The sequence below is a fragment of the Sorangiineae bacterium MSr12523 genome, assembly GCA_037157775.1.
Lineage (GTDB): Bacteria > Myxococcota_A > Polyangia > Polyangiales > Polyangiaceae > Pendulispora > Pendulispora brunnea.
On sequence record CP089982.1, the window covers coordinates 4,935,222 to 4,955,586 of the forward strand.

Genomic DNA, 20,365 nt, shown 5'->3' on the forward strand with positions numbered 1-20,365 from the left:
CCTCAGGAGTAGTCGTAAAAGCCGCGGCCCGATTTGCGGCCGTGGAGGCCCGCGTCCACCATCTTTTTGAGCAAAGGGCAGGGGCGGTATTTGTCGTCGTTGAAGCTCTCGTAGAGGACTTCGATCGAATAAAGAATGGTATCGAGCCCGATGAGATCCGCCGTCTCCAGTGGCCCCATTTTGTGCTCGAAGCAACCCTTGAAGATCTTGTCCACGTCGGCGGCGCTGGCCACGCGATCTTGCACGAGAAAGACGGCCTCGTTGATGGTGAGCATGAGGACGCGGTTGGAGACGAATCCAGGTACGTCCTCGACGACCACCGCGGACTTGTTCATCTCGGCGAGCAGTCGTTTGCCCGTGTCGATGGTCCCTTCGGTCGTATGAAAGCCACGAATGACCTCGACCATGGGCTTGAGGGGCACCGGATTCATGAAATGCATACCCAGCACCTGCGCCGGGCGCTTGGTGACCGATCCGACGCGCGTGATGGAGATGGCCGAGGTATCGACGGCAAAGACCACTTCCGGCCGGCAAATGGGGTCGATGCGCTCGTAGACCTCTTTTTTGATGGGCCACTTTTCCGTCACATTTTCGATGACGAAATCGACATTCGCCAGGCGCGCGTAATCGGTCGTGAAGGTGATGCGCTCCAGCACTTCTTTGACGTCGATTTTTCGCTCGGCTTTGCCAAATAGCGCGAACGCGCGCACGCCGTTGCGTATTTCCTTTCGGGCGCGTTCGAGCACCTGATCGGAAATGTCGACCAGCACCACGTGATGGCCGGTTTGTGCGAGGTCTTGCGCGACGCCGACCCCCATGACGCCCGCGCCCACGACGCCGACGGAGGTGAATTCCAATTCGAGTGTCGAGTCCATCATTGTCCTTTGCGAATGGCGTAAATGTTGAAAATGTTGGTGCCCACGTAAAGTTCGTCCTGCTCGGCCTTCACGGAGAAGCCGCGGCGCTCGAAGAGCTCCACGAGTTTGCCCACGCGCCCGTCCGCATCGTGGGCCTCCAGGACAATCTGCGAGAATTTGGGCCAGTCGGCGTCGTCGATGCCCTCGATGACCTCGAGTTCGCACTTCTGGACGTCCACCTTCATCAGATCGATGCGCTCGATCTTTTGCTCGCGGATCACGTCGCTCAGGCGGCGCAGCTTGGCGGTGAAGTGGACGGCCGAGAAGCGCACGTCGAGGAGTTCCTCGGTGTGTGCGCCAATTTGGTCCACTTTGGCGTCGCCCGTGCGACGCTGATTTTCCATGATCGTTTTGAGGTTTTGGCGCTCCTCGGCTTCGTCCGGGTGAAAGGACGACATGCCCGCGCTATGCGGATAAAAGGTAAAGGGCGCCTGGCGCTCTTGGTTGGACAATCCCACGTTGAAGACGGTGGCGCGAATGCCGTGTCGGGCCACGTTGCGCTGGATGATCTCGAAAAGCGGAGGCGCCGGCTCGAAGGTGAAGATGCGGACGTTCTTCGCCTCGGTGTGTGCAAACACGGTAAAAAGGCCGATGTTGCCGCCCACATCGAACACGCAGCCGCCGTCGGGAATCACGATGCCGTGTTTGACATAGGAGCGATGCGCGAAGATGTCGTCGTAGAAGTGGAGCGTCTCCGCCTCGTTCTGGTGCGCAACTTCGAGGCCATTCGGTAGACGGAAAAGCGGCGTCTCGGGCGTGCGGGCCGCTTGCGTCGCAGGCCGCGCGGCGGGCCCCGGAGCCGCTCCGGGATTGCGCTGCGCATCGATGACGGCCGCCATTTCTTCGAGGGTGGGGGCTTCGTAAATGCGGCGCAGCGGCAGCTTCACGCGCATGCCGCGCGACAGCCGGTCGAGAAGCCGCGTCGCGACGAGCGAGTTGCCACCCAGCTTGAAGAAGTGGGCATCGGCGGTGCTCACGCTGCACTTCAAAAGGGTTTGCCAGATGGCGGCGAGCTCCTTCTCCGTCTTGGTGGAAAGCGGGCGCGGGCCGCTCTCGTCCTTCGTGGTGTGCGCGACCTCCGCGGCGGGCGAAACGGCGAGGGGAGCCTCCGGGAAGCGTTCCCACTCGACGCTCGATCCGCTGAGCCAAAGCCGGCTGACGGCGCCCAGCAAGACGGCCATGTCCGGCTTGGGATCGAAGGCGTGGCGCATCGACGGGATGACGGTGCGCTGGGAGCCGGGCTTCACCAAACTGCTCAAGGTCTGGCCGGGCCCGACTTCGAGCAGCGTGCGGGCATCGAGCGCCTCGAGTCCGTCGGCGAAACGCACCGGGCGGCAAAGGTGCTTGGCCCAATAGGCCGGATCGGTGGCCTCCGCCGCGGTGATTGGCTTTCCCGTGACGTTCGAGACGTACGGGATCTGCGGCGGGTTGCGGCGAAAGCCCTCCGCGAGGCGGGTCATGCGATCGGCGATGGGTTCCATCATCTTCGAGTGGAATGCATGCGACGATTGCACGCGCCGGGAGGCGACGCCGCGTTCGCGGAGCTTGATGTGAAGCGCATCCACCGCCTCGGGCGGGCCCGAGGCCACGCAGAACTCGGGGCCATTGACGGCCGAGAGCGAGAGGTGCTCCCCGAGCAGAGGCACGAGCTCTCGTTCCGAGAGCATGATGGCCATCATCGCGCCGGCGGGCAGCGTCTCGATCAATTGCGCCCGGCGTGCCACCAAGGTCAGTGAATCTTCGAGGGAGAGCACGCCCGCGAGGCACGCGGCCACGTACTCACCGACGCTGTAGCCAATCATCGACGCCGGGGTCACACCCCACGCCTGCCACTGCTTCGCCAGGGCATACTCGATGACGAAGAGCGCGGGTTGGGCATGCCTTGTTTCATTGAGCCGTTTTTCCTCGGGGCTTGCCTCCCGCTGGTCGCGCGAGAGCATCCGGCGCAGGTCGACACCGCCGCGCGGCGCCGGGGTGGGCTGGCTCGAGGCCGCGTGAATCACCGTGCGAATGTCGACGCCCAGCTCCGGCTGCAGCAGCTCGGCGCACCGGTCGAAGTGCTCGCGGAACACCGGCAAGGTCCGATGGAGCTCGAGCCCCATGCCCAGGTAGTGATCCCCGAGACCGGGGAACATGAACGCAATCGCGCCCGATGCGGCCAGCTGCGCGGAGGATTCGCGTGCGACCACGGCCCCTTTGGCGCGATCGAAGAGCAACGCGCCCCGATGTCCGCGCGCCCCCGGTCCCGCGGAGTGAATCCGAATCAGAGGATCGGGTTGCGGTGCGCCGGCGAGCTGCTGGCGGATGCCATCGAGGCCGGTGTTCAAGTCCGTGGCATTGGGGGCTGCGAGCAGCGCGAGCTGCACATCGCTGGAGAGGTGAAACGATTCCGAAGAAGTGGTCATGCAGTCTTGCTCCGTTCGCCGCGTTCGAGGCACGGTGGAAGGTTCATTGCGCTCGTCATGAAGGCCATCGCGCGTTCGATGTCGCGCAGCACGCTGGTGATGACGCCGTCGCGGAAGAGACGGCGATCGTAGTGAAGCAGGAAGAGAATCTCGGGGCTCAAGCCGGTCCAGACCTCCACGCGCAGGGGGAAGCCGAGTTGGGTGAGCGTGAACGGCGAGGCGGGATCGAGCATCGACGCGACGCTTTGCGCCATGGGAACGTTCTCCATGACGATGTAGCTCTCGAAGGGGTGGCCTTCTCGGGGAAGCTCGCTCCAGCGTTTGACGTCGGAGAGCGAGCTGTGCTCGTGCCGCCGCAGCTCCAGAAAGTCGTTCTGGAGTGCGCGTAGCCACGCGCGCAACGTCGGATAGCGCGATGGCGACGGCGGCCGCACGGGCAGGATGTTCGTGAGCATGCCCACCATGCCCTCGATGTTCGGGATCTCGGGGGCGCGGCCGGATACCAAGGCGCCGTACACGAGGTCCTGCGATTTCGTGTACTCGGCGAGCAAAAGTGCCCACGCGCCATGCACCAGCGTGTTGAGCGTGATCCGTTCCTCGCGCGATACGGCGACGAGCTTCTCGGTGGTGGCGGCGTCCAGGTACGTGTGCTGCTTGGCGAACGCGGGCTCGCCATCGGCCAAGGTGATCGCGTGTCCACCGAGGCTCTCGACGAGGTTCGTGGTGCGACGAAGGCCCTGCAGTTTGGCGCGCCAGAATGCCTCGCTGGCGCCGAGGTCTTGCCGCTCCACGCGTTCGAGGTAGGCACGGGGGGAGACGCCCGGCTTTTCCTGCGACGAAGGCGCGCTGCCGGCGGAGTAGGCGGCATAGAGCGTTTGCAGCTCTTCGAGAAGGAGCATGGTGCTCCAGCCATCGCGCTGGAGGTAGTTGAACCCGATGACGGCCCAATGGTGGGCCTCCGCGGTCCGGATGAACGCGATGCGCATCTGCGGGCAGTCTTCGAGGCGGTAGCCTTCGGCCCGCGCATGGGCGATGTACGCGTGCAGCCGGGGCTCCACCTCCGCCGGGGGCACGTCCCGCCAATCGAGTTCTTCGATGGGCGCGGGCGCACTCGTGTGCACGATCTGCACGTAACGTCCGTCGCCGGTGCGCGTCTTGGCGAACGAGGTGCGAAGGGCAGGGTGGCGGTCGATGAGGGTCTGCCACGCACGCGTAAAGGCGGCGGTGTCGAGCCCAGGGATCGGAATGGCGCCGAACAGCGCATAGAGCCCCGGCTCCGGGTTGGTCTCCCGCTGCGCCAGCAGGTATGCCTGGCCAGGCGAGGCCGGGTAGATGTCTTCCACTGCGATGTTCGTCGTGTCGACGTCGAACGAAGCTCGGGTCCAGGTGGGTCGATCGAGCGCGGACGCCGCTGGTTCGTGCTGCAGGGTCGCGGCCAATTCCGCGATGGTCTGATTTCGAAAGAGGTGCTCCACGGTGAGGTTCAAACCGGCGCGCCGGGCGCGGGCGACCGCTTGAATGCTGCGGATCGAATCGCCTCCCAAGGCGAAGAAGTTGTTCGCGGTTCCCACGGACTCGAGCCCGAGGGTCTCGGCCCAGATGCCGGCCAACGTCTCTTCGATCGGCGAGCGCGGGGCCACGTACACCACCTCCGCGTCCGCCAGCGTCGGTGCGGGCTCCGGAAGCGCGGACCGGTCGACCTTTCCATGCGAGCCGATGGGAATGGCGTCCAGCAGCACGAACGTCGGCGGGATCATGAAATCGGGCAGGATGCGCTGCAGGCCCTTTTTCCAGCCCGGAACCAGTACCGCGGCGAGTCGCTGGCGAAGCGGGTGTGTCCCCAGCTCGGCATCGGCCGACGGCCTGGGACCGAAAAAGCCCGCCGCGACGCCAGGCTCGCGGAAGCGCACGTCGAAGTAGCCGGGAGCGTCGTCGCGGCCGAGAAGGTCGACCTCGTAGCCCATCTCCTCGCCGAGGGCGAAGAGATCCTCGGGGTCGACGGGCACCGCATCGCTCTCGTGTGCCTCGCGGAAAAACGCAGCGAGCCGCGCATCGAGCAGGTGCGTGCACGAAAGCCGCGCCGGCCGGTTCGAGGCGAGGCAACGGTGGATGTCCTCGACGGCGCGCAGCTCGTCGTGCACCTCGTCGTTCGCCTCCAGCTCGGGCGCACCCTCGGCTTCGCCCCGCCGCAAGATCACGTCGTAACGAAACTGGGTCAACTCGTTCCGATGGCGCCCGCGTTTGCTCAGGATGCGCTCGCACACCAGCGCTTCGAGTCCGGTGAAGAACGCGGGGGCGATGACCAGCTCGTTCTCCGTGGCCATCGCGTGGCGGATGCGCCGTTGGATCTCCTCGCTCGAGCGGGACGCCGGCGCTTTGGCGATCTGCACCGAGCGGTGAAACGTCTCGAGAAGCGGCAAGCTGCGCACGTCGCCCACGAAAATCGCCCCGCCGGGCCGCAGCGCGCGGGCAGCCTTTGACAGAACGTCGCGCAGGTAATCGAGGCTCGGGAAGTACTGGACGACCGAATTCAGGATGATGACGTCGTACGCTTCCGGCTCGCTCGGGAAGGCGTTGGCCTCGGCCTGCGACAAGGTCACGCCCTGGAGACCGCGCGCGCGCACCTCGCGCTCCAAGGCTTCGATGGCCACCGCGGAGATGTCCGTCGCATGGTAGGCGGCGCACTCGGGGGCGAGGCGCAGCAGAAAGAGCCCGGTGCCGCAGCCCAACTCCAGGACCCGCGAGGGACGCAGCGCTCGGATGCGCGTGACCGTCGTGTCGACCCACTCCTGCATGGCCTCGTCGGGCAACGGCTCGCCCGTGTAGCTGCTGTTCCAGCCGCTGAAGTCCTGCTCGGGCCGCGATGCACGCGGCGCGCGATAGGTATCGTCGAAGGCTACACTCCAGTTTTGCACGTGCTCGAGACGTCCGGTCCGCGCATCGTTTGCATCGCGATCCGGCACGACATACGCCGCCAAGGACTGGCGCCCGGCGTCTGCGCGCGCCATCACCACGGCATCTTTGACCATCGGCTGCTGGCGCAATGCGGCCTCGATTTCGCCCAGCTCGATGCGGAAGCCGCGAACCTTGACCTGGTCGTCGAGCCGCCCGAGAAACTCGATCATCCCGTCGTGGCGGTACCGTGCCAAATCGCCGGTGCGGTACAAGTGCCGCCCCTCCTCGGCGGCAAACGGATCGCGCGGGAACTTCTCGGCGGTGAGCTCCGGTCGATTCAAATAGCCGAGCGCCACACCCGCGCCGCCGATGCAAAGCTCGCCCGGCCTGCCCGTGGGCACGGGCTCGAGGTGCTCGTCCACGATGTAAATCTGCGTGTTCCCGATGGGGCGCCCGATCGGCACCACGGGCCGGCTCGCGTCCTTTTGGCACGCCCAGAACGTGGCCTCGATGGAAATCTCCGTCGGGCCATACATGTTGTGGAGCTCGATGCTCGAAGGCATGCGCTCGTAGAACTGCTCCATGAGCGCGTACGAGAGCGCTTCACCGCTCGCAAAGACGCGGCGCAAGGAGCGGCAGTTCGGCGCGTCGGGATCCTCCAGAAAGACCTGGAGCATCGACGCCACGAAGTGCAACGTGGTGATGCGTTCGCGCTGGCAGAGCTGCGCCAGGTACGTCGCGTCCTTGTGACCTCCCGGGCGGGCCATCACCAGGCAGCCGCCCACCGACAGCGTCTGGAAGATCTCCAGGAGCGACACGTCGAACGTGAAGGGCGTCTTCTGCACGACGCGATCGGCGGCGGTGAGCGGGTACTGCGCCTGCATCCACAAGATCGTGTTCACGATGTTGCGATGCCGGATCAGGACGCCCTTTGGATTTCCCGTCGAACCGGAGGTGTACATGACGTACGCGAGATGCTCCCGCGTTGTCTTGCGCGGCGGCGCATCGGCACGCGCGCCCGCAGGTTCGTCACCGATGATCCGCACGGGCGCGCCCACGTCGGGCACCTGCGAAGAAAGATGCGCCTGCACGAGCACGACCCGCACCGCCGCATCCCGCAGCATGAAGGCCTGCCGATCCGCGGGGTACGTCGGATCGATGGGAACGTAGCCTCCGCCGGCCTTCAGAATCGCCAGCATGCCGATGATCATGGCCAGCGACCGCTCGACGCACAGGCCGACGAACACGTCGGGCCCGACGCCCAGCTCGACGAGTTCGTGCGCCAGATGGTTGGCACGGGCATCCAGCTCGGCGTACGTGAGCTCCCGATCCTCGAACCGAAGGGCAATGGCCGAGGGGTCTTCGGCGGCGCGTGCTTCGATCAGCTCGTGAAGGAGCTTCTCCTTGCCGGGATAATCGGCATGCGTGGCATTCCACTGGACGACGAGGCGCTCGCGTTCGCCCGGGGCGAGGATGGGCAACTGCGATAGCTTGCGGCCGGGATCCGCGACGATGCCGCCGAGCAGCACCTCGAAGTGATCCATGAGCCGCTCGCACGTGTCGCGATCGAAAAGGTCGCCGTCGTACTCCAGCGCCGCCGCCAGGCCGCTCTCGTTGCCCGCCATGGAGAGCCAGAGATCGAACTTCGACGAGCCGTTGTAGATCTCGATGGGGTCGAGCTCCAGCCCGGACTCGGGCAGGCGGTGCGGCTCGGGGGCCTGCGGGTGGAAGATCGTGAGGACCAGATCTTCGTCCAGGTGCGAGAGCGCCGAAATAGGTGCATTCTGCAAGACGAAGCCGACCTGGAAGAGCGGGTTGTAACTCATGTCCCGCGCCGCCTGGTACTCGTTGACCAAGAGCTCGAAGGGGATCTCCTGATGGTCGGCCGCCTCGCTCACGGTGGTGCGCACCCTTCCGAGGAGCTCGCGGAAGGTGGGATCGCTTCCCAGATCGGTGCGCAGGACGACGGTGTTGGCAAAGAAGCCGAAGAGCGGTTCCACCTCGGGACGCGAGCGCCCTGCGTGCGTGGAGCCGATGAGAATGTCCGTCTGCCCCGTGTAGCGCAGGAGAAGGACCTTGAACGCGCTCAGAAGCGTCATGAACGGGGTGACGCCTTCGCGCTGGCTCAAACGGGTCAGCGCGGTGGAAAGCTCGGCATCGAGCCGGCGCCGCACGAGGCCTCCGGTGTACGACTTCTGCGGCGGGCGGGCGCGATCGCCTTGAACGTCGAGCAGCGGTGGAACCTTGCCCAACTTGGATTTCCAGTAGGCCAGGTGGCGTGCGAACGCAGGGCCCCGGACCTGCTCGTGCTGCGCGCGGGTGAAATCCGCATAGCGCATGGGAAGCGGGGGAAGCGGTGACGGGCGATGGCGTGCGAACGCTGGATAGAGCGCACCGAGCTCGCGAATGAGAAGGCCGAACGACCACGTGTCGCTCACGATGTGGTGACCATTGAGGACGAGCAGGTGCTCGCGTTCGGCGAGCCGGAGCAGCCGCGCCGAAAAGAGCGGCCCTTCGACGAGGTCGAACGCGCGCTGTGCTTCGTCGCGGATCCATGCGACGGCGCGAGCCTGGCGATTCGAGCGCTCCTCGTGCGAGATGTCGTCCACCTGGAGAAGGGGACCGCGCACGACGACGATGCGTTGCACGGGCCGGCCATCGACGGCCGGGAAGGTGGTGCGCAGAGGCTCGTGGCGCTGCACGATTTCCGCGAGGCAGCGTTCGAGCACGGCGACGTCGAGCTTTCCGTGCAGCAAAAAGCCGAGCGGCTGCGTGTACACGTCGTGGCGGGGCAGGAGCTGCTCGAGAAACCACAGCCTCTGCTGCGTGAACGAGAGCGGGGCAGGCGTGCCGTCGGGTTCGCGTCGGACGGCGGCGACGGCGGGCTTCGCAGGCTTGGCGTGCCGGAGTCGTTCGAGCAGCTTTTGCTGTGCCGGCGAAAGGGTGCGTTCACTCATGGCGAGGCGTTCTCCAGGGGCGAGTGGGCGAGCTCGTGCTCGATCTGGTCGTCGGAAAGGGCGGCCACACGCTCGAGCAGGAGGGCTTCGATCCGCGAAGCGGTGTGGGCGACCGTCGGGTTTGCGAGCATGTCGGCCAGCGGGACCTCGACGTCGAACGTGTCGGCAAGGCGCAGAAGGATCTGCGTGGCCATCAGCGATTGGCCCCCGAGCTCGAAAAAGCTGTCGTGGAGGCCCGGCGCCGTGCCGAGAATCTCGGCCCACACGCCGGCCACGGCGCTTTCGATCGGGCCCATGCCCTCGCCCGCCGCCTCGAAGGACGCGGTAGGCTGCGGCTTCGCGGTGTCGGGCACGGGCAGGACCGGACGGGCCTCGAGCCAGAATCGCTGGCGTTGAAAGGCGTACGTGGGAAGGTTCACGCGGCGCGCTTCGTACGGCTGGAAAAAGGCTTTCCAATCGACCGCGCACCCGCGTGCGTGCAGCTCGCCGAGAGACAGCAAGAGGCGCTCGATGTGTCCTTCGTCCTGCCAGAGCGAGCCCACGGCGGCGGCATGGCCGGCGTTGCGGTCTTCCAGGGTCTCCTGCAGCGGCAGCACGAGCACCGGATGCGCGCTGATCTCGACGAAGAAGCGGTACCCTTCGGCGAGCAAGCTCTGGGTGGCCGCCTCGAAGAGCGCAGGCCGCTCGAGCGCCTCGATCCAGTAGCGGGCGTCGAGTGCGGCGCCGTCGATTTTCGTCCCTTTCACCGAGGAGTACAGCGGGATGCGCTCGGGTTGCGGGCGGATGCCTTCGAGTCCGGCGACGGCCGGGTCGAGGTGTGCCGGCAAGGCCATGGCTTCGGCCGCGAGCTTCAGGGCGAAGATCTGGTTCGACTCGAGCGCGCGAAGCAGGGCCTCGATGTCGTCCGAAGGTCCAGCGACGATGCAGGAGCGGGGTGCGTTGATGGCGGCGACGCGCACGCGCGTGCCGAACGGAGCGAGGTACGGCGCGAGCTCGGCGTGTGGGAGATCGACGGAGGCCATGCGGTCGCGCCCTGCGAAGAGCGCGCGCAAACGGCTGCGGGAAGCGACAATCGCGGCGGCATCCTCCAGCGAGAGCGCGCCGGCCACGTACGCGGCGACAATCTCGCCGTCGCCGTGCCCCACGACCGCATCGGGCGTGATGCCCATCGAGCGCCAATGCGCGGCGAGGGCGACGGCCATGGAGAAGGACCTGGATTCCGTGTCCTGCGTGGGAAATGCGCGCGCGCAGGCCTCGAGTTGCTCGCGGAAGGCCGGCGAGCTTTCGAGCAGCGAATGCGTCACGTCCGGCCACGGCGAGCCCCGCCCCGGGAACACGAAGACGATGTCCGCTCCCTCGCGGCGCTCGCCGGTGCTTTGCTCCACGGCGGCGTTCGACGGAACCTCCCCGCGGCCGATGGCCTCGAGGCCGGCCATGGCCTGCTCGCGATCGCAAACGACGAGCGCGGCGCGATGCTTGAAGTGCGTGCGCGTGGTGGCGAGCGCGCAGGCGACGTCGGTGAGTTCGAGCTCGGGGTGCGCGGCCAGGTGCGCGTGGAGCCGTTCGGCCTGGGCTCGCAGCGCGGGCGCGGTCTTGCCCGAAATGACGAGCGGCACGGCCTTCGCCGACGGGCCGACGCGCGGGACGCGTGGGTCGCGATCCAGGGCCGGTGCCTCCTCCAGGACGACGTGCGCATTCGTCCCGCTGATGCCGAACGAGGAGACGCCCGCCCGCCGGGGGCGCTCGGCGACGTTGGTCCAGGCGACGGGCTCGTGGAGGAGCCGAATGGCCCCCGACGACCAATCGATGTGCGGCGAAGGGCTTTCCGCGTGCAGCGTCTTGGGCAAAACGCCGTTTTGCATGGCCAGCACCATCTTGATGACGCCACCCACACCGGCGGCCGCCTGGGTGTGGCTCACGTTGGATTTGAGGCTCCCCAGCCAGAGCGGCATCTCCTTCGAGTGCGCGCGGCCGTAGGTCGCAAAGAGCGCCTGCGCCTCGATGGGATCGCCCAACGTGGTGCCGGTGCCGTGGGCCTCGACGGCGTCGATGGCCTCGGGGCCGAGGCGGGCGCTTTCGAGCGCCTGGCGAATGACGCGCTCCTGCGCGGGACCATTGGGGGCCGTCGGCCCTTGGCTTTTGCCGTCCTGATTGACCGCCGAGCCGCGGACGACCGCCAGGATCGGGTGCCCATTCCGCTTCGCGTCGGAGAGGCGCTCGAGCAGGAGCATGCCCGCGCCCTCACCGAGCCCCGAGCCGTTCGCGTCCGCCGAGAACGCCCGGCATCGTCCATCGGGTGAGAGGCCGCGCTGGCGGCTCAGTGCCGTGAAGCCGCCCGGCGTGGCCATGACCGTGACGCCGCCCGCGAGGGCGAGCGAGCATTCGCCCTGGCGCAACGCCTGGCAGGCCAGGTGAATCGCCACGAGCGACGAGCTGCAGGCCGTGTCGATGGTGACGGTCGGCCCCTGCAGGCCAAAGGTGTACGCGATGCGGCCCGAGGCCATGCTTCCCGAGCTGCCCATTCCGACGTACCCCTCGAGCCCATCGGGCACATCGACCAACCTCGCCCCGTAGTCGTTGTAGACCACGCCGACGAAGATGCCGGTCTGCGAGCCGGTGAGGGTCGTGGGGTCGACCCCTGCGCGCTCGAAGGTCTCCCACGAGATCTCCAGGAGCAGGCGCTGCTGCGGGTCGATGACCAGCGTCTCGCGCGGGCTGATGCCGAAGAACGTGGGGTCGAAGTGATCGGCGTCGTAGAGAAAGCCCCCGCGCCGCGTGGAACTCTTTCCCTTGGCGTCGGGATCCGGATCGTAGAGCGCTTCGACGTCCCACCCGCGGTTGTCGGGCAAGTCGGAGACCGCGTCGCGGCCTTCGCGCAGAAGGTCCCACAGCTCCTCGGGCGAGCGCACGCCGCCGGGCATGCGGCAGGCCATGGCCACGATGGCAATCGGCTCCCGTGCCTTCTCCTCGAGCTGCTGCGCGTAGGCCTTCGCGGCATGCAGCTCGTGCGTCATGCGCCGGAGGTATTCGGTGAGCTTGGCTTCACTAACTGCTGACATTGGCGGAGTCTCCGAACGTCTTGTCGATGAGGCGAAGGAGCTCGTCGGCACTGGCCGCGTCGACCTCCTGGGTGAACGTCGCGTCGGTGGAAAGACGAGGGCCGGTCCACTTCTGCAGGAGCGCCTGCAGCCGAACGGTGATCGCCTGGCGGGTGCTCTCGTTCGCGTGGAGCGCCACCAGCTTGCTCTCCACGTCGTCGAGGGCGCTGGCGGTGGCGTCGTGGGGTTCGTCGGGCAGCAGCCGCTCGAGCAAGACCTTGGCCAGGGCCGCGGGCGTGGGATGGTCGAAGAGGAGCGTGGCCAGAAGACGCAACCCCGTCGCCGCGGAGAGGCGGTTGCGCAGCTCGATGGCCATGAGCGAGTCGAGGCCGAGCTCCTGCAACGGGCGATGCGAATCGAGGGCCTCCGGCGATGCGAGGCCGAGCACCGTGGCGACTTCACCGCGAACGAGGTCGAGCAAGGTGCGGCTGCGCGCCTCGGGCGTGAGGGCGCCGAGTCGCTGCCGCAACGAGGAGGCGTCGGCGATGCGCCCCGCGAGGCGGCGTGAGGCCCGGGCGCGCACGAGGCCTCGGAGCAACGGGCTGAGCGCGTCGCCCTGCCGGCCGAGTGCCACCGCATCGAAGCGCGCCGGGACGATGACCGCGTCGGGGGAGGCGAGCGCACCGTCGAAGAGCAAGAGCCCTTCACCGGATTCGAGCGAGCGCAGTCCACCGCGGGCCATGCGCTGGAGATCGGCGCGGGTGAGGTGCGCGGTCATCCCGGTTTCGTTCGCCCAGTGGCCCCAGTCCAGGGAGAGCGCGGCGCGTCCGCGGCCCCGGCGATGGTGCGCCAGCGCGTCGAGAAACGCGTTCGCCGCCGCATAGTTGCCCTGGCCTGGGCTTCCCAACACGCCGGAAAGCGAGGAGAAGAGAACGAAGGCCGCCAGATCGAGCGATGCGGTGAGCTCGTGCAGGTTCACGGCACCATCGAGCTTCGTGCGCAGAACGGAATGGACCTTCGCCGGGGCGAGCGAGCCGACGACCCCGTCGTCCAGGGTGCCCGCGGCATGCACCACCGCGCTCAGCGGCCGCTCGCGGGGAACCGCCGCGAGGAGCGCTTGCAGCGCCGAGCGATCGGCCACGTCGCACGCGGCCAGCGTGACGGACGCGCCTGCGGCTTCGAGCTCGCGTTGCAGCTCCTCGGCGCCGGGGGCGCGCGCGCCCTGGCGTGACGTGAGCAGAAGATGCTTCACACCGTGGGCTTCGACGAGATGGCGCGCCAAAAGGGACCCGAGCGTGCCGGTGCCGCCGGTGACGAGCACGGTGCCGTCGCGGTTCCAGGCCTGCGGAATGGTCAGAACGAGTTTGCCGATGTGGCGCGCCTGCGCGATGGTGCGGAAGGCACGAGGCGCGTGACCCACGTCCTGCACCGTGATGGGCAGGGGATGCAAGGTGCCGCGCTGGAACCACGCGAGAAGGGTGGACAGCATCCGTCCGATGCGCTCGGGGCCCGCCTCGGCGAGGTCGAAGGCGCGGTAGGCCACGCCGGGGTGCGTTTGGGCGACGGCGTCTGGATCGCGAATGTCGCTCCGGCCCATTTCGATGAAGCGACCGCCGCGCGGAAGAAGGCGGAGCGATGCATCGACGAACTCGCGTGCGAGGCTGTCGAGCACGACGTCCATCCCGCGCCCTTGGGTGGCGTCGAGGAATTGCGCCTCGAAGTCGAGCGTGCGCGACGAGGCAATGTGCGCGTCGTCGAATCCGAGCGCGCGCAAGGTTTCCCATTTGCCCGGGCTCGCGGTGGCGAATACCTCGGCGCCGATGTGGCGCGCGATCTGCGTGGCGGCCATGCCCACGCCGCCGGTGGCCGCATGAACGAGAAGGCGCTCGCCGGGTTGAAGCCGCCCGAGCTCCACCAACGCGTAGTAGGCGGTGAGAAAGACTGCCGGCACGCTGGCCGCCTGGGCGAAGGTCCACCCCTCGGGGATCGGCGCGAGGACGCGATGATCCGTGACGGCGACGGGCGCGAATGCCGCGGGAACGAGGCCCATGACGCGATCGCCCGGCGCAAACGTCGCGACGTCCGGGGCGACTTCGAGCACCACGCCGGCGCCCTCTCCGCCGAGCGGCCCCGCGCCCGGGTACATGCCCAGTGCATTGAGCGCATCGCGGAAATTGAGCCCTGCCGCACGCACGGCGATGCGCACCTGGCCTTCACGCAGCGGCTCGAGGGCCTCGGGGTGCGCCACCAGCGTGAGGCTGTCCAGGGTTCCACGGGTCGGGGCATCAAGGCGCCACGCCGGTTCGGGAGGCACCGTGAGAACGTCCTTGCTGCGCGCGGGCTCGAGCCGGGGCACGAGGATGCGACCCTGACGCAACGCGAGTTGCAACTCCGGCGCCTCGAGGGCGGCGGGCAGAGAAAGACGCGACGCTTCCGTGCCGTCGGTGTCGACGAGGCGAATGACGCGGTCCGCGTTCTCGATCTGCGCGGAGCGGACCAGTCCCCAAAGGGGCGCGTGGACGAGATCCACGTCGTCCTGCGGCGAGGTGGCGATGGCACCGTGGGTGAGCACCACGAGCTGCGTGGCGGCGAGGCGCTCGTCGGTGAGCCACGTCTGCAGCACGGAGAGCGCCCGCACCGTCGCTTCGTGGGCTGCTGGGATGACCTCCGTCGCCGCGCTCCGCGGGAACGACACCACGAGCACGCGGGGCGGATCCTGGAGGCCGGCGAGATCGCCCACGATGGCGAAGTCCGCGCGCGGCGGCGTCTCCTGCGCGAGGGGCATGGCGGTTTCGGTCCACGCGAGGCGAAGCAGTGCATCGTCACGGACCGCGCCCGCAGTGCGAAGCTGCCCGGGCGACACGGGGCGCGTGGTGAAGGCCTCGATGTGCCCCACGGGCTCGCCCGCAGGATCGGCCAGATCGATCGCGAAGGAGTCGGCGCTCCGCACGAAGCGCACGCGCAGCGAGGTGGCACCGACGGCGTCCAGCGAAACGCCGCTCCATGCGAAGGGGAGCACGACGCCGTTCGAGGCATCACCGAGCCCCTGCGCGCCCAGGGCGTGAAGCGCCGCATCGAGCAGCGCGGGGTGCAAGGCAAAGCGCTCCGCGTCCTTGGCGGCGGACTCGGGGAGCGCAACCTCGGCAAAGAGCTCGCCGCCGCGTACCCATGCCGCGCGTAGACCCTGAAAATCGGCGCCGTAAGCAAGGCCGGCTTCGGCGAATCGATCGTAGAGCCCTTCGATCGCGATGGCGGTGGCACCGGGCGGCGGCCAGGCATGCAGGTCGCTTGGTGCGCCTGTTGCGCTTGGTGCGCTCTTCGCAAGCGTGCCGCTCGCGTGTTTCGTCCACGCGCTGTCCTCCGCCGCGTTCTCCGGCCGCGCATGGACGGCGAAGGGGCGGAGGCCGCCTTCGTCCGGGGCGCCCACGGAGAGTTGGAGCGTCACCGCGGCCTGCGCGCTGAGCACGAGGGGTACCTCCAAGGTAAGCTCCTCGAGGTGCGCGAAGCCCACGTGGTGGCCTGCGGCGAGCGCGAGCTCCACGAAGGCCGTACCGGGGAAGAGCACCGCGCCGAAGGCGGCGTGGCCTTCGAGCCAGCGGTGCTCGGCCAACGACACGCGCGAGGTGAAGAGGAACCCATCGCTGTCGGCCAGCGCGATGGCCGTTCCCAGCAGCGGATGCCCGGAGTTCGGCAACGAGGGCGCCGGGCTGGCATCCAGCCAGTAGCGTTCGCGCTGGAAGGCGTACGTGGGCAGGTCCACCCTCTGCGCACCGCGGGCCTGGAAGAACGCGTTCCAATCGACCGCGAGTCCGCGGACGTACAAGTCGCCCAGGGAAAGGAGCACGCGTTCGAGGTCTCCTTCGTCTTGCCAGAGCGAGCCCGTGGCGGTTGGCGAGGCCGTCTGCATCGCATCGAAGTTCTCCTCGAGCGGCAGCATGAGCACGGGATGCGGGCTCACCTCGACGAAGAAGCGATGCCCCGACTCGAGCAATGCCCGCGTGGTGTCGCCGAAGAGGACGGGCCGGCGGATGTTTTCGAACCAGTACGCGGCATCGAGCGCGGAACCGTCGAGGGCGTTGGCCGTGACGGTGGAGTAAAAGGGGACGCTGCCGCGCCTTGGCTGGATGCGCGCGAGCTCGCTCAGGAGCTGCTCGCGCATCTCGTCGATCTGGACGCAATGCGATGCGACGTCGACACGCAGTTTGAGCGCGAAGACTCCGCGCGACTCGAGCTCGCGCAGCAGGGTGTCGATCGCCTCGGGCTCGCCCGCGACGGTGGTGGCGCGCGGGCTGTTGACTGCGGCCACGGAGATGCGCTCGCCGAAGGGCGCGAGGTGGGCAGCGAGTTCGCTGCGCGGGAGTTCGATGGCGGCCATGCTGCCGCGACCTGCGAACTGCGCGAGGGCGCGGCTGCGCAGGGCGACGATGGCGACGGCTTCGTCCCGGGAAAGGGCGCCCGCGACGTAGGCGGCCGCGATTTCGCCCTGGCTATGGCCGATGACGGCGTCGGGGTGCACGCCGAAGGAGCGCCAGAGTGCGGCCAGGGACACCATCATGGTGAAGAGCGCGGGCTGCACCACGTCGATGCGCTCGAGGGGCGGTGCGCCTTCTTCACCGCGCAGGACGTCGAGCAGCGACCACGCGAGGTAGGGCTCGAAGGCGCGCGCACATGCTTCCGCTTCGTCGCGGAATACGGGCGAGTTGTCGAGCAGCGAGGTGGCCATGCCTCGCCATTGGGAACCTTGGCCCGGGAAGACGAAGGCGAGCTTGCCGCTGCCGGTGCTTTCCCCGGTGACCGCGTGCGGCGGCGTTTCGCCGGCGGCGAGTGCCGCGAGGGCGTCTTGCAATTCGGTGCGGTTTTTGGCGACGACGACGGCGCGATGTGCGAAATGCGGGCGGGTGGTCGCAAGCGAATGGGCGATGTCGAGGGGCCGTAGTTCGGGATGCGTTTGCAAATGGTCGCGCAGCCGGGCGGCCTGCGCTCGAAGCGCCGGGTCCGATTTTGCCGAGAGTATGACGGGCACGGGCACGGGCACGGGCACGGGCACGGGCTCGGGCAGGGGCTCGGGATCCTCCACGATAATGTGAGCATTGGTGCCGCTGACGCCAAAGGAGGACACGGCGGCGCGGCGCGGCCGGCCTTCGCGCCGGGGCCACGGTACGGGCTCTTGGAGAAGCTGGATGGCACCCGAGGACCAATCGATGTGGGGCGATGGGTTTTTCGCGTGCAGTGTCTTCGGCAAAAGGCCGTGCTGCATGGCCAGCACCATCTTGATGACGCCGCCCACGCCGGCGGCGGCCTGGGTGTGCCCCAGGTTCGACTTCAGGCTGCCGAGCCAGAGCGGTTCGTCCTTGGAGTGCGCCTGCCCGTAGGTGGCAAGAAGGGCATGTGCCTCGATGGGATCGCCCAGCGCGGTGCCCGTGCCATGGGCCTCCACGACCTCGATGTCCGCGGGCGTGAGGCCCGCTTGCGCGAGTGTCCGAAGAATGAGTCGCTCTTGGGCCGGGCCATTGGGGGCGGTCAGGCCCTGGCTCTTGCCGTCTTGGTTCACCGCCGAGCCGCGCACGATGGCCCGAACGGTGTGGCCGTTGCGCTTCGCATCGGAGAGGCGCTCGAGGAGCAACATGCCCGCGCCCTCCGACCAACTCGCACCATCGGCCTCCGCCGAGAACGCCTTGCATCGGCCATCGGGCGCGAGCACCCGCTGGCGGCTGTACTCGATGAAGCTGCCCGGTGTGGCCATGACCGTGACGCCGCCGGCCAGGGCCAACGAGCACTCGCCCTGCCTCAGGGCTTGTGCGGCCAGGTGGATGGCCACCAGCGAGGAGCTGCACGCCGTGTCCACCGTGACGGTGGGACCGTGCAGCCCGAAGGTGTACGCGATGCGGCCCGACGCCACGCTGGCGGAGCTGCCCATGCCCAAGTAGCCCTCGAGGTCCTTGGGCACCTCGAGAAGCCGTCCGCCGTACCCATTGAAGATGACGCCCACGAACACGCCGGTCTGCGATCCATGCAAGGTGCTCGGATCGATGCCCGCGCGCTCGAAGGTTTCCCACGAGGTCTCGAGCAGAAGCCGCTGCTGCGGGTCGATGGCCAGGGCCTCGCGCGGGCTGATGCCGAAGAACGTGGGATCGAAGTGATCGGCGTCGTAGAGGAAGCCGCCCTCGCGCGCGTAGCTTTTGCCTCGAGCCTCCGGATCGGGATCGTACATCGCCTCCACGTTCCAGCCGCGGTTGTCCGGCAAGGTGGAGATGGTGTCGCGGCCCTCGACGAGGATCTCCCAGAGGGCTTCGGGCGTCTGCGCGCCCCCGGGGAAGCGGCAGGCCATGGCCACGATGGCGATGGGCTCGTCGCCGCCACTCGGCACGGCCATCGAGGGGAGAGCGCGAGGCTCGGGCGCGCTGCCGAGAAGCTGCTTGCCGAGGAAGCGCGCGAGGGCGAGCGGCGTCGGGTGGTCGAAGAGCAACGCGACGTGCAGGCGCAGCCCCGTGGCGGTGGCGAGCCTGTTTCGGAGCTCGACGGCCATGAGCGAGTCGAGCCCGAGCTCCTTCAAGGGGCGATGCGGATCGAGTGCGGACGGAGCGGTCACGCCGAGCACCGACGCGGCATGGCCACGAACCACGTCGAGGACCGCGCCTTCGCGATCGCCCTCGGGCAGCGCCCGCAACCGCTGCTCGAGCGAGGAGCCACCCGCCGTGTTGCTGGCCGTGCGCCGAGAGGCACGCCCGCCCACGATCGCGCGGAACAAGGGCGGGAGAGGGCCCGTCTGCCGGCCGAGCACCGCGAGGTCGAAATTTGCGCCGACGAGGGCGGCGTTGGGTCGCCCGAGGGCGGCATCGAGCAGCTCGAGTCCCCGCTGGGCGGAAAGGGGGCGCAGTCCATCGCGGGCCATGCGCTGCTTGTCGGCCTCGCCGAGGTGCGCGGTCATGCTGCTCTTGTCGGCCCAAAAGCCCCAGTCGATGGACGTGGCGGCAAGGCCGCGTGCGCGCCGGTGATGCGCGAGCGCATCGAGATAGACGTTGGCCGCGGCGTAGTTCGACTGGCCCGGGTTTCCGAGCACGCCCGCAATGGAGGAAAACAGCACGAAGGCCGAAAGGTCGCGCGAAGCGGTCAGCTCGTGCAGGTTCCACGCGGCATCGACCTTGGCGCGCAACACGCGGTGCAGCCGCTCCGGGGTCAGCGACCGAAGCATGCCGTCGTCGAGCGTGCCGGCGGCATGCACCACCGCCGTGAGCTTCGGAGAGATGGTACGGAGGAGAGCTTCGAGCGCGGTGCGATCGGAAGCATCACACGCCGCGATGCTGACGGAAGCACCCGCGGCTTCGAGCTCGCGCCGCAGATCCGCTGCACCAGGCGCACGTTCTCCCTGCCGCGAGATGAGCACGAGCTGCCGTACGCTATGCACGCGCACCAGATGCCGCGCCACGAGCGCTCCGAGCATACCGGTCCCCCCCGTGACGAGCACCGCACCCTCCGCGTCGATCGCCCGCGGCAACGTCAAGACGAGCTTGCCGACGTGCCGCGCTTGGGCGAGTGCGCGGAACGCACGCGGGGCATGCCGGATGTCCCACGCCGTGACGGGCAGCGGACGCAGCACACCGCGCTCGAAGAGCGCCAAGAGCTCGCGGAGCATCTGCTGCACCCGATCGGGACCCGCATCGGGGAAGAAGTCATAGGCGCGGTAGTGCACGCCCGGGTGGGCCTGGGCGACCGTCTCCGGATGGCGGATGTCCAGCTTGCCCATCTCCAGAAAGCGTCCACCGCGGGGCAGAAGGCGCAGCGAGGCATCGACGAACTCGCGGGCGAGGCAGTCGAGGACGACGTCGACACCGCGCCCCTCCGTCGTGCGCAGAAAGTGCGCTTCGAAGTCGAGGGTGCGCGACGAGGCGATGTGCGCATCGTCGAAGCCGAGCGCGCGCAAGGTGCCCCACTTGCCGGGGCTGGCCGTGGCGAAGATGTCGGCACCGAAGTGCCGCGCGAGTTGAACGGCGGCGATCCCGACGCCACCGGCGGCCGCGTGCACGAGCACGCGCTCGCCGGGCTGAATGCGCGCGAGGTCGACCAATCCGTAGTACGCCGTGAGAAACACCACGGGAACGGTGGCGCCCTCGAGAAAGGTCCACCCCTCCGGCATGCGCGCGATGGTCCGCTGA

5 protein-coding genes (1 of these 5 running past the window's edge) are annotated in these 20,365 nt (G+C 68.1%); all 5 read right to left on the reverse strand.

Features of this window, described 5'->3' with window-relative positions; all coding sequences use genetic code 11:
* Positions 1-2: 2 nt before the first annotated feature.
* Tightly spaced (each overlapping or abutting the next), the 5 genes in view from LZC95_19165 to LZC95_19185 form a layout consistent with a single transcriptional unit that may run on beyond the window.
* Positions 3-875 carry a 3-hydroxyacyl-CoA dehydrogenase NAD-binding domain-containing protein gene (locus LZC95_19165; GenBank protein WXB00357.1) on the reverse strand — a complete coding sequence of 291 codons (873 nt, stop codon included), beginning with the start codon at positions 873-875 and terminating at the stop codon, positions 3-5.
* Positions 875-3,322: an FkbM family methyltransferase gene (locus tag LZC95_19170; GenBank protein ID WXA98930.1), complete on the reverse strand. Its 2,448-nt coding sequence runs from the start codon at positions 3,320-3,322 to the stop codon at positions 875-877. The genes LZC95_19165 and LZC95_19170 overlap by 1 nt, the downstream gene beginning before the upstream one ends.
* The gene (locus LZC95_19175; protein ID WXA98931.1) at positions 3,319-9,174 is read right to left on the reverse strand and encodes an amino acid adenylation domain-containing protein; all 5,856 of its coding nucleotides are present in this window, start codon (positions 9,172-9,174) and stop codon (positions 3,319-3,321) included. Before LZC95_19175 ends, LZC95_19170 begins: the two co-directional genes overlap by 4 nt.
* Positions 9,171-12,233 carry a type I polyketide synthase gene (locus tag LZC95_19180; protein WXA98932.1) on the reverse strand — a complete coding sequence of 1,021 codons (3,063 nt, stop codon included), beginning with the start codon at positions 12,231-12,233 and terminating at the stop codon, positions 9,171-9,173. The genes LZC95_19175 and LZC95_19180 overlap by 4 nt, the downstream gene beginning before the upstream one ends.
* Positions 12,220-20,365 carry the 3' portion of an SDR family NAD(P)-dependent oxidoreductase gene (locus LZC95_19185; GenBank protein ID WXA98933.1) on the reverse strand. It continues 4,496 nt past the right edge of the window, so the window shows 8,146 of its 12,642 coding nt (coding positions 4,497-12,642); its start codon lies off the right edge, out of view — the gene reads right to left on this strand; it ends in the stop codon at positions 12,220-12,222. Before LZC95_19185 ends, LZC95_19180 begins: the two co-directional genes overlap by 14 nt.